This is a genomic window from Mannheimia haemolytica, assembly GCA_900638155.1.
Taxonomy (GTDB): Bacteria; Pseudomonadota; Gammaproteobacteria; order Enterobacterales; family Pasteurellaceae; genus Mannheimia; species Mannheimia glucosida.
The window spans coordinates 1032029-1047126 of sequence record LR134495.1 but is presented as its reverse complement, the minus strand read 5'-3'; the positions used below and the strand labels follow the sequence as shown (position 1 = coordinate 1047126).

General features: G+C 42.5%; 13 protein-coding genes. 4 read left to right on the top strand and 9 right to left on the bottom strand.

Going from position 1 to position 15098, the window contains the following annotated elements:
* Positions 1–44: 44 nt before the first annotated feature.
* From EL242_RS05335 to EL242_RS05320, 4 genes are read right to left on the bottom strand one after another with little or no spacing between them, the layout of a single operon-like run.
* Positions 45–1439 (bottom strand): efflux transporter outer membrane subunit, encoded by a 1395-nt coding sequence (locus EL242_RS05335; RefSeq protein ID WP_126301798.1) that lies wholly within the window; start codon positions 1437–1439, stop codon positions 45–47.
* A gap of 3 nt (positions 1440–1442) precedes the next feature.
* Entirely contained in the window at positions 1443–2567 is a 1125-nt protein-coding gene (locus tag EL242_RS05330; protein ID WP_126301797.1) for an ABC transporter permease, read from the bottom strand.
* A 1-nt stretch (position 2568) separates the two neighbouring features.
* Positions 2569–5304, bottom strand: coding sequence for a ribosome-associated ATPase/putative transporter RbbA (gene rbbA, locus EL242_RS05325; RefSeq protein ID WP_126301796.1), 2736 nt, complete (start codon positions 5302–5304; stop codon positions 2569–2571).
* Between the two features lie 3 nt (positions 5305–5307).
* Positions 5308–6369 carry an HlyD family secretion protein gene (locus EL242_RS05320; protein WP_126301795.1) on the bottom strand — a complete coding sequence of 354 codons (1062 nt, stop codon included), beginning with the start codon at positions 6367–6369 and terminating at the stop codon, positions 5308–5310.
* 108 nt (positions 6370–6477) lie between these two features.
* Between EL242_RS05320 and EL242_RS05315 the strand changes: the two genes are divergently transcribed.
* The 4 genes from EL242_RS05315 (at position 6478) to EL242_RS05300 (ending at position 10838) form a co-directional block, all read left to right on the top strand.
* Positions 6478–7065 (top strand): TetR/AcrR family transcriptional regulator, encoded by a 588-nt coding sequence (locus EL242_RS05315; RefSeq protein WP_232019699.1) that lies wholly within the window; start codon positions 6478–6480, stop codon positions 7063–7065.
* Between the two features lie 127 nt (positions 7066–7192).
* A complete protein-coding gene (locus EL242_RS05310) occupies positions 7193–8089 on the top strand; it encodes a homocysteine S-methyltransferase family protein (protein WP_126301793.1) in 897 nt (298 codons plus the stop codon).
* A gap of 9 nt (positions 8090–8098) precedes the next feature.
* On the top strand, positions 8099–9508 hold the full coding sequence (locus EL242_RS05305; protein ID WP_126301792.1) for a basic amino acid/polyamine antiporter: 1410 nt from the start codon (positions 8099–8101) through the stop codon (positions 9506–9508).
* Between the two features lie 106 nt (positions 9509–9614).
* On the top strand, positions 9615–10838 hold the full coding sequence (locus EL242_RS05300) for a DUF711 family protein (protein ID WP_126301791.1): 1224 nt from the start codon (positions 9615–9617) through the stop codon (positions 10836–10838).
* Between the two features lie 37 nt (positions 10839–10875).
* On the opposite strand, the gene EL242_RS05295 is transcribed toward EL242_RS05300, so the two are convergent.
* The 5 genes from EL242_RS05295 to waaA are packed head-to-tail and all read right to left on the bottom strand — an operon-like array spanning position 10876 to position 14902.
* A complete protein-coding gene (locus EL242_RS05295; RefSeq protein ID WP_126301790.1) occupies positions 10876–12066 on the bottom strand; it encodes an N-acetylmuramoyl-L-alanine amidase in 1191 nt (396 codons plus the stop codon).
* Positions 12067–12085: 19 nt separating this feature from the next.
* Complete coding sequence (gene tsaE, locus EL242_RS05290) at positions 12086–12577, bottom strand: tRNA (adenosine(37)-N6)-threonylcarbamoyltransferase complex ATPase subunit type 1 TsaE (RefSeq protein WP_126301789.1); 492 nt, start codon at positions 12575–12577, stop codon at positions 12086–12088.
* Positions 12577–13131 (bottom strand): oligoribonuclease, encoded by a 555-nt coding sequence (orn, locus tag EL242_RS05285; protein WP_006247846.1) that lies wholly within the window; start codon positions 13129–13131, stop codon positions 12577–12579. Before orn ends, tsaE begins: the two co-directional genes overlap by 1 nt.
* A gap of 9 nt (positions 13132–13140) precedes the next feature.
* Positions 13141–13620: a pantetheine-phosphate adenylyltransferase gene (gene coaD, locus EL242_RS05280; RefSeq protein WP_126301788.1), complete on the bottom strand. Its 480-nt coding sequence runs from the start codon at positions 13618–13620 to the stop codon at positions 13141–13143.
* A 1-nt stretch (position 13621) separates the two neighbouring features.
* Positions 13622–14902, bottom strand: coding sequence for a lipid IV(A) 3-deoxy-D-manno-octulosonic acid transferase (waaA, locus tag EL242_RS05275; protein ID WP_126301787.1), 1281 nt, complete (start codon positions 14900–14902; stop codon positions 13622–13624).
* Between the last annotated feature and the right edge of the window lie 196 nt (positions 14903–15098).

Sequence of the window (15098 nt, the reverse complement as noted above, 5' to 3'; positions counted from 1 at the left end):
GACCGCTTGCAAGCGGTCATTTTTTATGGATTTTTTGCTAACACTTATCGCCAGCCGCCACCTAATGCTTTGTATAGGTTAATTAAATTTAACGCTTGCGAGAGCTGTGACTGAACCAGTTGCTGTTGGTAATTTAGCACCGTGGTTCTGGCTCTAATTGCCACATCTAAGGTTTTTTCACCAAATTGGAATAATTTTTGGGCGTCATTTGCCTGTTTTTGGGCTTGTTTTAATGCAGTCTGTAGCAATCCGCTCTGTTTAACAAGACCGGATTGGTGCTGATACGCTGAATCCACTTCGCCCAATGCGGTGAGTAAGCTGTTATCGTACTCAATCATTGCTGCTTGCAAGCGTGCATCTGCTGCATCAATGTTAGCTTGGATTCTACCATTGGTAAAAATCGGTAACTTAACCCCAACGCTGACTAAATTAGATAACGCTGAGATTGGCGACAGATCGTTATTAATTTTGACATAACCGCCTTGCCCTAAAAATTGAATATCAAAACGTGGATAAAGATCAGCTTTCGCACTGGCTAATTTTGCCGCCATAGCTTCCACTCTGCGTGCATTCGCCCGTATATCAGGCCGGCGTTCAATTACCGTACTCGGCATTTGCCCACTCGGGCTGTCCGGAATTTTAGCTAACGGATTGCCCTGTCTAGCAATTTTAAAGCTTTGAGGCACAACACCAATCAGTACCGCAATGTTTCGCTGCAACGCATCAGCCTGAGACTGAAGCGTAGATTGCTGAGCTTTTAATGCGGTGATTTGTGCGGCAATTTCACTCAGTTCATAAGCTGTTGCCTGCCCTGCGTTAAAACGCCCTTGAATGTAGCGTTGTAATTCATTCAAAATCGCAACGTTTTTACCAATAATTGCTTGCTGTTGGTCTATGGCATAAATTTTAAAATAGTTTTCGGCAATACTGCTTGAAACCAAAAGTTGAGCCCCATACACTTGCTCTTGTTGCCCTAATGCCCCTGCTTTTGCGGCATCGGCATCACTACGTTTTTTACCGAAGAAATCAGGTTCCCACGAAGCGGAAATACCCGCTTGAGCATTCGCTACATCAAGACGTTTGGGGTTATAGACATCGGTGTTCATATCTAACATTCCGCCACCAACTGTTCCATTTGCCCCCACGTTAATCCCTTTATCTGCTTCAGTATATTGACTGTTTGCCTGGGCTTCGGCTAAACGGGCTTTGGCGAGCTGAATATCTAAACTGTTTGCCAATCCTCGTTCAATTAAGGCAGTTAATTGCGGATCGTGCCAATTTTTCCACCACTGTTGAATTTCACTTGAGCCTTTAGCTGCTTGGGTTTGATCAAACTCAAGCGGCACTTCAACCGAAGATTGGGTATCAACGTTAATACTGCTACAAGCGGTCAAAAAAGCAGTAAAAATTGCAACTGCTGATAATTTATAAAACGTCATTTTTTATCCTTGTTTCGATAGCATTGATTTAAACTGCATTAAGGCAATCGTTAAAAACACCGCTCCGAGCAGAGCCATTTTAAGCAAATGTGACCAAACCAATTCTAAGCCGGCATTACGGAATAGCACATCTTGAGCATAAGCCCCGAGAATGGTGGTCGGTGAAAATTGGGTTAATTGCTGTGCCAGTTGCGGCATATTTTCAAGCGGCGAATTAGCCCCCGAAAGCATATACATCACTAAATAAATCGGAATGCAAAGTAGCCCAAATTGTGGCATAGAAGGTGCAAATACCGCCAACAATATCCCTAGTGATGCAACCGAAAACAGAAAAATCGCCACGCCTAATACAAAAATGCCGATTTGTACGTTACTAAATGGGGCTCCCAGAAAGCCGGAAATAATAAACTTAAGCGAAAATAAGGTGACTACCACTAATACCAAGCCGTTAGCAAGAATTTTAGACACCGCAATTTCGCTGGAACGAACCGGCATTACCAGTAAATGCTCAATCGTACCACGCTCTTTTTCCCGAATCACCGCAGATCCTGAAAGCAGTAACGTCAGCAAGGTTAAATTCCCGACAATCTGCCCCGCTCCCATAAACCAAGAGGTGTCATAATTGGGGTTATACAGCACATTGATTGCCGTATTCAAAGGCATTAATGGCTGTGGCGTGCCGAGAAAACGTTCAATTTCTTGGTTAAAAATCTGCCCGATATAATAAGCCCCGATATTAGCTTGGGTCATCGCAGTGGCATCAACTAACAATTGCACTTTCGGCTCTCTGCCGGCAACCATATCACGTTGATAATTCGGCGGAATTTCCACAATAAAGGTGTATTGCCCAATATCCATTGCTCTATCCACCGCTTGTGGCTCAATATCTTCCACTGTTTTAAAATAAGGCGGAATCAAAGCATCTTTTAAACGATAAGACAGTGCGGAGTGATCGTAGTTAATAATACCGACCGAGCCGTTTTTCACATCGGTCATACCTTGCTTTGCAATGGTAATGATCGCAAAGGAAAACATATAAATAATCAGTAAAACCAACACTTTATCGCTAAACAGGCTTTTCAGCTCTTTAAATGCGAGAAACCCCACATTTTTAAACCAACGGTACATATTATTTCTCCTGTTTTTTCAACGCAAAGGTCGCTAAGGTTAGATAAACCACATAAATCGCGATTAAGGCAACATAAGGCTGAATAAAATCGGTAAATCCAAGCCCTTTGGTAAAGCCACCTAAGCTGATTTGTTGAAACCACGAGCCGGGGAAAATTTTAGTCACTAACTGCACATTTTGATCAAGCCGTGATACCGGATACATCATTCCCGAAAAATTAATGGTCGGTACCATTGAAATAATAGCCGCGGCAAATATGGCTGCCACTTGCGATTTTACAAAACTCGACACTAGCAAGCCAAAACCGGTAGAAGCACAAATTGCCAGCAACACGCCTAAAAACATCGCCGCTACCGAGCCTTTAATCGGCACACCGAAAACAAAAATTGCTGCCAGCACCATAATTAAATAGCTGATAAAAGAAAGAGCGATATAAGGTAACTGTTTTCCCAGCAAAAACTGAAATTGAGACGCCGGCGAGCCATAAAGATTCATAATCGTTCCCATCTCTTTCTCTCTCACTACACTGAGAGCGGTCATCATCGGTGGCACTAGCATCATTGCCAACATAATGATACCGGGCGTCATAGCAAATACGCTTTTGAAATCTTGGTTATAAATCATTCTTGGCTCGGTGGCAGAGCGTATATTGGCACTAATGCCGTTTTTTCTTAGCATTTCTTGAATATACTGCCCAATCGCTCCCTTCGCTGAGCCTTGTAAATTTTCGGCTGTAATCGGGAAAGCCCCATCAATAAAAATGCCGATTTCCGGTGTACGTTGTGCTAATAAATCCCGCCCGAAATCGTTCGGAATTTCTAAAATCAATTTCGCCTTACCGGTTTGCAAGCGGTGGTTTATCTCATCAATGGAGTAGAGATTTTCCTGACGAATAAAATAAGGCGAACCGGAAAAGGCTTCAATCAGTTTGCGGCTTTCCGAGCTGTTGTCGTGGTCAAGTACGGCAAAATTAAGCGGTTTAATATCAAATGAAATACTAGCTCCCATTGCCAATAACATAATTAACGGACCGAGCAACGCAAATAATAAGCGAATATTATCCCTTAACAGCTCTTTGCCCTCACGCACGGCAAATGTCCAGATCACACTTAAGCCATTTGCAAAATTTTGTGAATTTTTGACCGCTTGTAACGGTTGATTTTCAACTTGTTCAGCCTGATTTTCTGCCGAAGGTGCTGTTACCTCATCGGCTTGCTCTTCCAAATAGATAATAAAGGCTTGTTCAAGCGTTTTGGCATTTTTACCTAACCTTAATTCTTCAGGCGTGCCAACGCCAAGCACTTTACCTCTGTGCATAAAAGAGATACGGTCGTAACGAGCAGCCTCATTCATAAAATGGGTCGTGACGAAAATCGTAATGCGATCTTCTCGCGATAATTTAATTAAATATTCCCAAAACATATCCCTAGCCGCCGGGTCAACCCCTGAGGTTGGTTCATCTAAAATCAACACTTCCGGTCGGTGTAAACAGGCTGCAGCTAATTGCAGGCGTTGGCGAATGCCGAGCGGCAACGCAAGCGGTTTTCTATCAGCTAAATGGGTTAAATCAAACTGATTCATCGCATCATTTACATAGCGAGGCCACTCACTGCGAGGGATTTGATAAAGCTTGGCGTGTAGTTCAAGGTTTTCTCGAACTGTCAGCTCCTCATACAAGGAAAAGGCTTGTGACATATAGCCCACCCTTTTGCGGGTGTCGATATTTCCTGCATCAATCGGCTGACCAAGCAACAATGCCGAGCCTTCTGTGGGTTCAAGTAAACCGGTCAGCATTTTCATCGTGGTAGATTTACCACAGCCATTTGAGCCTAAAAAGCCGAAAATTTCCCCTTTGGGGATCACAAAACTGACGTTATCGACCGAGACAAAATCACCGAATTTCTTGGTCAAGCCTTCTGCCACAATCACAGGTTCTTCATTTTCCGGCGGGGTAAAAGGTGGAATAAATAAGCCTTCTACCGCTCCTCGTTTTTCTTCCGGCAATAATTTAATGTAGGCCTGCTCTAAATTTTGGCTATGGGTTTGAGTAATTACCTCTTTGGTGGGCTTATCGACAATCAGCTTGCCATCATCTATTGCCAGCACATATTCAAAGCCTTCTGCCTCATCAATATAGGCGGTGGCGATAATCACGGTCATATCAGGCGTTTCTGCCCGCAATGCTTCCACCAACTCCCAAAATTGGCGGCGGGAAAGTGGGTCAACCCCAGTGGTAGGTTCATCTAAAATCAGTAATTCCGGACTATGCACCAAAGCACAACATAGGCTGAGTTTTTGCTTCATTCCTCCTGAAAGTTTACCGGCAGGGCGATCGGCAAAAGGCAACAGCCCTGTGGCTTTCAGCAAACGCTGAATGCGGGCTTTGCGTTGGCTTGGCGATAAACCGAACATTCGGGCGTGAAAATCAATATTTTCATAAATCGACAGCGTAAGATAGAGGTTTTTGCCTAATCCTTGCGGCATAAATGCAATTTTATGGGTAAGTTGCTCCCGATCCTGCTTTTTAGACACATCCAAGCCAAACACCGAAACCTGCCCCTGTTGCAATACTTTCACCCCTGCAATTAAGGAAAGTAGAGTTGATTTTCCTACCCCGTCTGGCCCGATAAGCCCAACTGTTCTGCCTTTGGGAATTTCCAGAGAAACATTATCTACCGCAACCGTATTGCCATAAGTATGCCGAAGATCGCCAATTTTAACCGCAAGTTCAGTCATTTTTTACTCTTTCTCCGGCAGTTTTACAGCCAAGGATTCAGGCCAATCAATACTATGGTCATATTTTACATAACCCATTGCCGTCATACCTCCCTTGAAAAAACCGGCATACTGTTTTGCCATTTCTTCCGAAAGTTGTAATTTCACTTTAAACATTAATTTAGTGCGTTCCTCCATTGTCTCAACCGACTTTGGCGTAAATTGAGCATCGCTTGCAACATAGCCGATTTGAGCCGGAAAAACATAATCGCTGCCGTCTATTTTAATTCGAGCTTCTTCGCCTATTTTCAGGCTGTTAGACTGATATGCCGGTAAAAACACATTCAAATACACATCAGTAGTATCTAATAGACTCACTACTTTCGCCCCCATACCCACTACATTGCCGACATCAACAATTCGATATTCCACTCTACCGGCAATGGGTGAGCGGATCAGCATATCATCGTTTTGTGAAGTGGCTTGGCTTGCCATTGCTTCTGCCTGACTCACGCCGGCTTGTGCTTGAGAAACCCCGGCTTGAGCTTGATTTACCGCCGCTTGAGCCTCTGCTTTCGCAGCTTTTGCCGTTTCAACTGCTGCTAATGCCGCTTTATAACTCGCTTGACGGCGGTCTAGCTCACTGGCTGAAACCAAATTCTCACGGCGTAATTTTTTCGCATTCTCCAATTCTAACTTAGTTACGGAGACTTGCTGCTGTTGAGCTGCCATTTCGGCATTTGCCCGAGCGACCGCTTCCGATGCCCGTAATTTTTGAGCCTTCGCACTTTCCACTTGAGCTTTAGCTGCAGAGATCTGAGCTTCGGCAGAATTTACTTGGTTTTGTGATTGGGTAGAAGAAAGCCGTGCAAGCGGTTGATTTTTCTCAATATTTTGCCCCTCTTTCACATACATTTCTTCCACTCTTCCGGCATATAAAGTGGCAATATCCAAACGCTCTAACTCAAGCCGCCCATTTACCGAAGCAATGCCGGAGAGTTCTGTCTGCTCCCCTTTAATTTGGTGCCATAAATAAGCCCCGCCGGCAGCAATAACCAACAAGGTGGCAAGTAATAATTTCTTCATCTCTATCCCTCTGTACTAATGTTGTTATTGAAGTGTAAAAAAATAATAGACTGTCAGCAACAACCAAAAAACGATAAAATGTTGTCTAATCATACAAAGCTGCATAAAATGTTGCTTATTTATCGCTATTTGGCTCAAAAAATGAAAAAACAAGACCCAAGAATCACCCGCACCAAAGAGATCATTCAACTTGCCTTTATGCAAATACTGCAAACCCGTGATTATAGTGAGATTACGGTGCAAGATATTTTAGAGAAAGCGAACATTAACCGTTCCACCTTTTATAAGCACTACTTAAATAAAGATGCTCTTGCCACAGAAATTATTGAGAAGCTCAAAGCCGAATCGCTTTTTCCGCTTCTTGAGCAACGTTTTAACACCCCTAAGTTGGAATTTGCCCTCAAAGCTGCTCCTATTATCAACGCACTGAAAACCACCCTGCAAACATTGTGGAAAATTGACACCCATCGAGTAAGCTTAAAACGACAAATTCAAGCAGAAGTAAAAAAGAAATATATTGAGGTGGTTTCAAGCCAACCGCACAGTGGTGTTACTGATGTCGAGTTTCAAGGCAAACTATTTGCCACGCTCTCCATTACTATGATGGAACACATTATTATGTCTGACTCGCCACTCGACCCAACCAGCGTCCAAGCGAATCTTCAACAGGTGCTTTCTTATTTTATGTTGGAATAACAAGCGGTCATTTTTTCGCATTTTTTTGCAAAAAATCTAATTTATACGTTTTAGTTATAAGTAATTCCGAAAAAAACGGGTAAACTGCTCGCTCCATATTTTCATCACTTACCTTACAGGAAAAAGTATGCCCATCACGATACTAGACGGCGGAATGAGCCGTGAATTAATGCGTCGCAATGCCCCATTTCATCAACCGGAATGGTCTGCCGCCGCCCTTTATGAAGGCCCGCATTTTGTGCAAGCGGTACACGAAGATTTTATCGCTCACGGTGCGGAAGTGATTACCACCGACAGCTATGCGGTTGTGCCGTTTCACATTGGCGAAAAACGCTTTGCGGCAGACGGCAAAATGCTTGCCGATTTGGCCGGTCGCCTTGCCAAACAAGCGGTCAAAAATTCAGGAAATATTGCAACTCAAATTGCCGGCTCTCTCCCGCCGATGTTTGGCTCGTATCGTGCCGATTTAATTCAAATGGAACGCTTTGCTGAAGTCGCTCAGCCTTTAATTGACGGGCTTTCGCCTTATGTGGATATTTGGCTTTGCGAAACCCAAAGTGCGATTATTGAGCCGATTTCCATCAAAGCATTATTGCCGAAAGACAACCGCCCGCTTTGGGTCTCTTTTACCCTCACCGATGATGAACCAACCACCGAGCCACAACTTCGCTCGGGCGAAAGCGTTAAACAAGCAGTCGAAGAAATGGTGAAGTTAGGTGTACAAGCGATTTTATTTAACTGCTGTCAGCCTGAAGTGATCGGCGAGGCGTTAAGCGTGACCCAAAAAACTTTAGCCGAATTAAAAGCTACCCATATTCGCACTGGAGCTTATGCCAACGCCTTTGCTCCACAACCAAAAGATGCCACCGCCAATGACGGTTTAGATGAAGTTCGCCAAGATTTAACCCCGGAGGCTTATTTAGGCTGGGCAAAAAAATGGACGGAACAAGGGGCAACTATTATCGGTGGCTGCTGCGGCATTGGGGTTGAGTATATTGAAACGCTGGCAAAAAATTTAAAATAAGGAAATCGAATGTCAAATAAAAAAATAGGATTAATTTCACTCACCGCCTTAGTGCTAAGCTCAATGATTGGCTCGGGGATTTTCAGCTTACCGCAAAATATGGCGGAAGTAGCCGGTGCGGAAGCCATTACTATCGGTTGGTTAATTACCGGTGTCGGCATTATCTTTTTGGGCTTATCATTTTTCTTTATTTCACGCCTTCGCCCTGATTTAGACGGCGGTATTTATACCTACGCACGAGAAGGCTTCGGCGAGCTGATGGGTTTTATGTCAGCTTGGGGCTATTGGCTCTGTGCCACCATTGGCATTGTAGGCTACCTCACCGTTGCTTTTGAAGGTTTAGGCGTGTTTACCGACAACCCGAACACCGTGATTTTCGGGCAAGGAAACACCCTCGCCTCTTTTATTGGCTCTTCTATTATTGTGTGGCTGGTTCATGCCCTCATCGCAGGAGGTATCAAAGAGGCTGCCTTTGTAAACTTAATTGCCACTTTTGTGAAAGTCGCCCCGCTCATTCTGTTCATCGGGCTAGGCATTTGGTATTTTGATGTGGAGCTGTTTAATAGTGACGTTAAAGCCACCGCCCTCAATAATAGCGTAGGCGACCAAGTGAAAAGCACAATGTTAATCACCTTATGGGTATTTACCGGTGTGGAAGGGGCATCGGTGCTTTCGGCCCACGCGAAAAAGCGTTCCGACGTGGGGCTGGCAACCGTATTAGGTATTATTATTGCACTTGCTCTTTATGTGGCAATTACCATTCTTTCACTCGGAATTCTGCCACGAGAAACCATCGCCAATATGGCAAATCCGTCAATGGGGCCGTTGCTTGATGCGATGATGGGACCAACCGGTAAGGTAATTATTACTGCCTGTTTAATTGTATCGGTGCTTGCCTCTTACATTAGCTGGACGATGTATTCGGCAGAAGTGCCTTATCGTGGCTCAAAAAACGGGGCTTTCCCGAAAATTTTAGACAAAGTGAATGAAAACGGCACGCCGATTAACTCACTCTGGTTTACCGGCTTTATCGTGCAATTTTGCTTAGTGCTGGTGTTTGTTTTTGAGCAAAGCTATAACACCCTATTGCTGATTTCCACCTCGATGATTTTAATTCCCTATTTCCTGATCGGGGCTTATTTATTCAAATTAGCGACTCAAACCAACGCCGCTTGGTACATTAAACTCACCGGCTTTATCGCCGCCCTTTACGGATTATGGATTGTCTATGCCGCAGGGCTAGAATATTTGCTACTTTCGGTGGTGCTTTATGTACCGGGAATTTTGCTTTTCCTCTACTCCAACTATAAATTCAACGGCAGATTAACCCTTTCAACCGCTGAAAAGGTCATCTTAATCGTGCTACTGGTAATTTTTGGCTATGCCGTGATTGAGCTCCCAGCACTATTAGCAACATAATTCCCATCAAAAATGACCGCTTGCAAGCGGTTATTTTTCTAGGATCTTTTGCAAAGATTCATTAGAATATAAAAAACGTCAATAATAAATAAAAAGAGGAGAAACAATGCAAACTTATCAACATAAAGCCCTTTGTCGGGTAAGAACCATTACCCTTTTTCTGAGTTTAACCAAAGATAAATTGCAGTGGGAAACGGCATTAAATGCGGCAAAAGCGGAATTTGATCTGTTAGTTCCAGCCATTCAAACACAAGGTTACCACATACAATCGATTCGGATTGTCACCAACAGTTTTGGGGAATACCTTGATCTCACCAATATTGAAACAGCGAAACAGGATTTAGCCTACCTTAAACAGCTATTAACCCAACTTAACGATAGCGGTTTACGCATTCGCTTTGCCATTGGTGAGGCAAAAACACCCCGCGAATTAGCATTACTGCCTGAGCTGATTTTAAATTATGGTGATTTATCTAACGCTTGTGTCAATATTGAACCCGATGAATTTGGGATTTTAGACAATGAAACCATTTTACAATCTGCTCAGATTATCAAACAAATCGCTGAAATTACCCCAAGAGGTGAAGGCAATTTTAATTTTACGGTGAATTTTAACTGTAAACCTTTTATTCCTTATTTTCCGGCAAGCTATCATTCAAGCAAGCTCCCTAACAGTTTTGTGATAGGTCTAGAAACACCGGATCTATTAGTTGCGGTACTAAAAGAGCTGAAAGCCAGTCCACATAACGACTTTTATCGCCAATGTTATGAAACGATGTCTCAAGCCTTACAATATCACATTGATGAAGTCCTCGAAGCAGTGAAATCGGTGCAACACAAATTACAATTTGCCTTTGCTGGCATTGATAGTTCTGCTGCTCCGTCAAAAAACTGTGCCTCAATGACAGAAGTTTATGAATTAATGGGCGTACCATTTTTTGGGGCAGCCGGAACAGTAGAAGCCTCTTCACTTCTGACAAAAGTCTTTAAATCTATCAAAAATGTACCGCTTGTCGGTTTTTCAGGTTTAATGTTGGCAGTAACCGAAGATTTAGGCTTAGCCGCAGGCACACACAAAGCCCAATTCGACATTCGTGCTTTACTAACTTATAGTGCTGTTTGTGGCATTGGGTTAGATACCGTACCGATTTCCAATGAAGCCACTGTTGAACAAATTGCCGCATTAATGCGAGATACCGGCACAATGGCATTTAGACTAAATAAACCGCTTACAGTACGTTTATTTCCAATTCCGAATAAGAGTGCTGGGGAAGTGACTGAATTTGAAAGTGATGATTTATGTAACTGCCGAATTTTAGCCGTACCTTAAAACAAAGGCTGATGGAAATTTCCATCAGCCTTTCAATTTATTTCACCTTCAATTTTTTACCTACCGTGATCTGATAATTTTTCAGGTTATTCAGCTCACTAATTTTTTGTGGTGTAGTACCATAAGCTCGAGCAATCGAATATACAGTTTCGTCTTGCTGAACAATATGGTAGCCATTGTTAGACACCTTAATTTCTCTTTGAGAGTCTGATTTTGTAGGCTGATTTTTTTGATCTTTCTCAAGAGCCGTTTTTTCTTTTATTTGCTGCTCTTTTTTCTTATTGGTTTTAGCCGAATCTTCTTTTTTATCCTCTTTTTTGCCCTTTTCTTTCAATTTTGTCTTATCTGATTGCGTATTGTTCTCTTGTTTTTCAGAAGTAGGCTTTTTATTTTCCTCTTTTTTATTTTCCTCTTTCTTATTTTGCTTATCTTCTTTGTCTGATTTTTTACTGACTGAAGAGCCAGCAACTGCATTTTTTGCCCGATAAGCGACTAATCCATTATAAATAGCCCGAGCAACTTGTTTACGATAATTTGCACTGGCTAGTTTTGCCTCTTCAGTTGAGTTAGACAAAAATCCTGTTTCTACCAATACTGACGGAATATCCGGCGAACGCAGAACACTTAAACTAGCGTGTTGAGGAGAAGATTTTGCCAATGCAGCAATATTCGACATCTTTGCTAAAATACTTTTGCCTAATTCATAGCCTGCACGCTGAGAATGCGAAAATTGCAAATCCAGCACCGTTTGATTTAAATAACGCTCATTATTACTTGAAAGCACCGAACCAGCCCCGCCAAGTAATTCCGACTGCTTCTCGTGGTCTTCCAACCATTTACCCATTTCATCGCTAGCACGGCTATTAGAAAGTACCCAAACCGAAGCCCCTTTCAAGGAATCGCCACGAGGCGAAGAGTCTGCGTGAATAGAAACCAGCAGATCGGCACGATGCTTACGGGCAATCTCGGTACGTTGCGGTAATTGGATAAAATAATCTCCCGAGCGTGTCATCACTGCTTTAAAATTAGGATCGGCATCTAACAAGGCTTTTAGCTCTTTAGAAATTGCAAGGGTAACGCTTTTTTCCAAAATCCCCAGATTTTTACCAATAGCCCCCGGATCTTTTCCCCCGTGTCCGGCATCAATCGCCACAATGGTTTTGGCAAATGTGGAAAAACTGAATAAACTCAATGTGCTAAAAACAATAAATCTGATAACTTGCTTCATTACCTTCCCTACAAGCGGTCTATTTTTGATGAAAATTTACTAATATATCTACTGCAGTTTGATTTTGCGGCAACAGGCTAATCTGCCGTCCGTCATTCTTATAATCAATTTGGATCACAAAATCAGCCTCTGGAATCATTCCTTTACCTTTAACTGCCCATTCCAGCAAACAAAGTGTTTGGGGTTTGAAATAATCACGAATCCCCATAAATTCCAGTTCTTCAGGATCGGCTAAGCGATACAAATCAAAATGATACAGGTTAAACGGCGTAAGGTGATATTCTTCCACCAGCGTATAAGTCGGGCTTTTCACATTGCCTTGATGTCCGAAAGCCCGTACGATCGAGCGGGTTAAGGTGGTTTTACCTGCCCCAAGTTCGCCGTTTAGGTAAACAACCAGCGAATGAGCTTGGTCTTGCAATAAATATTTCTTAAGTTCTAACGCGAATGATTGACCAAATTCCAGCAATTTAGTTTCATCTTCGCAGTAAAAAGAGAGAGAATCTGTCATTATTTTTGGTCTAGCTGAATAAAATGTTCCCGATAAAATTTCAATTCGTTAATGGATTCACGAATATCGTCCAACGCTAAATGCGTATTGCCTTTACTGAATTTATCTAAAATCTCCGGTTTCCAACGGCGTGCCAGCTCTTTTAAAGTACTCACATCTAAGTGGCGATAATGGAAATAATCGGCTAAATCAGGCATATATTTATACAAAAAACGTTTATCTTGAGCAATGCTGTTGCCGCAAATCGGAGAAGCGCCTTTTGGCACCCAGCGTTTTAAGAAGTCTAAAGTTTGCAACTCTGCTGCCCGTTCAGTCAATTTGCTCGCTTTCACTCGTTCAATCAGCCCGTTAGCGGTATGGGTTTTGACGCACCAATCACTCATTTTCTCTAATAAATCATCGGTTTGGTGTACCGCAAGTACCGGTCCTTCCGCTAAAATATTTAAATCCTTATCGGTCACAATGGTGGCGATTTCAATAATGCGTTCTTTTTCCGGATCTAACCCTGTCATTTCAAGATCGATCCAAATTAAATTTTGTTCGTTTTGAGCCATTTTATTTCCTTACACTTTTGCAATTTTTAGGGCATTTTTGACTGCTTGCGGCACAAATTGGCTGATGTCACCATTGTGGCGATAGATTTCCCTTACCATCGTTGAAGAAAGGTAACGCCATTCTATTGAAGGGGGGAAAAAAATAGTTTCTAAATCACCCGATAATTTGTAATTTAACTGAGCGAGTTGGATTTCATAGTCAATATCATCTGCCCCACGAATACCACGGATTAACGCTTTGGCATTCTGCTGTTTGGCAAAGTCTGCCAGTAATCCGCTAAAGCCGATCACCTCAATATTTTGCCATTCAGAACAACTTTGTTTGACTAATTCCACCCGCTCTTCAAGGCTAAAAAGCGGCTGCTTACTTGGGTTTTGAGCCACCGCCACAATTACTTTGCCAAATAAGTGAGAGGCTTTGCGAATTACGTCTAAATGCCCGTTGGTAATAGGGTCAAAGGTGCCTGCATAAATTACGTTATAACTCATTTTATTTCTCTAAATAGGGGGCTAATAAATCCAAATGGCGTTTTAATGCCCCTTGATTTTCCTGTAACACGCTTAAGCCGGATTTTGCAATTTCTTGTCCGATTTGGGGCTGCTTAAGCAATAATTGAATGCTCTCGGTCAAAGCCTCGACTGAACTTTCAATTTCAATCACGCCTTTCACCTCACGCAATTTCTCAAAGATTTCAGGGAAATTATAGGTATAAAGCCCGGAAACCACCGGAATATTAAAAGCGATTGGCTCAAGCGGATTATGCCCACCGTGTTTGACCAAACTGCCTCCTACAAAAGCAATGTCAGACAACCCATACAGTAACATCATTTCCCCCATTGTATCACCTAACATTACTTGAGTATTTTGTCTTAACGTTTTATTCTCAGTACGTTTTACATAATTTAAATCTGATTTTTGAATCAGTAGCTCAACTAAACCAAAACGCTCCGGATGGCGAGGCACTAAAATCAACACTAAATTCGGGTAATGCTCTAATAAGAGTTTATGAGCATCTAAAATCAGCTTCTCTTCCCCTTCGTGAGTACTGCCCGCAATCCAAATCGGTCTATCGGTTAAATTCAGACTAGCTTTAGTTTTAATCACCGATTGATGAAGCTGTGGCGTAATTTCTAAATCAAATTTCAGGTTGCCGGTATTAACCATTTTTGCTGGCTCATAACCGAGTGCTAAATAGCGATCTCGGCTTACCTCATCTTGAGCCATAATGAGGCTTATTTGGTTGAGCATATCCTTAATGCTACCTTTTACCCAGCCATAACGCTTCGCAGAACGTGGCGATAAGCGGGCATTGGCAATCACAAATGGGATTTTACGAATATTTACTTTACGAATTAAATTCGGCCAAAGTTCGGTTTCAATCACAATTATCAATTTCGGATCGATAAAATTCAAAAACCGCTCGATAGCATCAGGTAAGTCATAAGGCAAATAAAAATGTGAAACACTATTACCAAAAGCGGCTTGCACACGCTCAGAGCCTGTTGGCGTTACCGTTGTGACTATCAACATAAGTTCAGGATATTGCTTGCTGACTGCCTTAATCAAAGGCGTTGCAGCAATCACCTCACCAACCGATGCCGCATGGATTACCACCCCTTTTGCTTTCGGTTTTTCCGATTCGTCATAAATCCCATAACGCTCCCATAAACGTTTCCGATAAGCTGGTTGTTTACGCCCTTTGTACCACATTAATAGCAGAACCACAGGCTGTAATAGATAACTTAAACAAATATAGAGTAAACGTAGCATTTATTTTCCTTATACCATAACCCTCGCCCCTTGAGAGAGAGGGACAGATTTTTCTTCGTTCAGAAGAAAAATCAGGGAGAGGGGGAATATTGCAAACTGTTACAAAAAAACGACCGCTTGCCCTCTCTCTGATAAAATTGCTGAACGCAATTTTATCGGTCTCTCTCCCACAAGGGGAGAGAGACAAATACGCCAA

What these genes read in the sequence shown, in the direction of transcription:
- coaD (WP_126301788.1), bottom strand. Translation starts at nt 13,620, where the DNA reads ATGAGTTATAACGTAATTTATGCAGGCACCTTTGACCCTATTACCAAC.
- tsaE (WP_126301789.1), bottom strand. Translation starts at nt 12,577, where the DNA reads ATGACAGATTCTCTCTCTTTTTACTGCGAAGATGAAACTAAATTGCTG.
- EL242_RS05305 (WP_126301792.1), top strand. Translation starts at nt 8,099, where the DNA reads ATGTCAAATAAAAAAATAGGATTAATTTCACTCACCGCCTTAGTGCTA.
- EL242_RS05310 (WP_126301793.1), top strand. Translation starts at nt 7,193, where the DNA reads ATGCCCATCACGATACTAGACGGCGGAATGAGCCGTGAATTAATGCGT.
- EL242_RS05315 (WP_232019699.1), top strand. Translation starts at nt 6,478, where the DNA reads ATGTTGCTTATTTATCGCTATTTGGCTCAAAAAATGAAAAAACAAGAC.
- EL242_RS05295 (WP_126301790.1), bottom strand. Translation starts at nt 12,066, where the DNA reads ATGAAGCAAGTTATCAGATTTATTGTTTTTAGCACATTGAGTTTATTC.
- EL242_RS05335 (WP_126301798.1), bottom strand. Translation starts at nt 1,439, where the DNA reads ATGACGTTTTATAAATTATCAGCAGTTGCAATTTTTACTGCTTTTTTG.
- rbbA (WP_126301796.1), bottom strand. Translation starts at nt 5,304, where the DNA reads ATGACTGAACTTGCGGTTAAAATTGGCGATCTTCGGCATACTTATGGC.
- EL242_RS05320 (WP_126301795.1), bottom strand. Translation starts at nt 6,369, where the DNA reads ATGAAGAAATTATTACTTGCCACCTTGTTGGTTATTGCTGCCGGCGGG.
- orn (WP_006247846.1), bottom strand. Translation starts at nt 13,131, where the DNA reads ATGGCTCAAAACGAACAAAATTTAATTTGGATCGATCTTGAAATGACA.
- EL242_RS05300 (WP_126301791.1), top strand. Translation starts at nt 9,615, where the DNA reads ATGCAAACTTATCAACATAAAGCCCTTTGTCGGGTAAGAACCATTACC.
- waaA (WP_126301787.1), bottom strand. Translation starts at nt 14,902, where the DNA reads ATGCTACGTTTACTCTATATTTGTTTAAGTTATCTATTACAGCCTGTG.
- EL242_RS05330 (WP_126301797.1), bottom strand. Translation starts at nt 2,567, where the DNA reads ATGTACCGTTGGTTTAAAAATGTGGGGTTTCTCGCATTTAAAGAGCTG.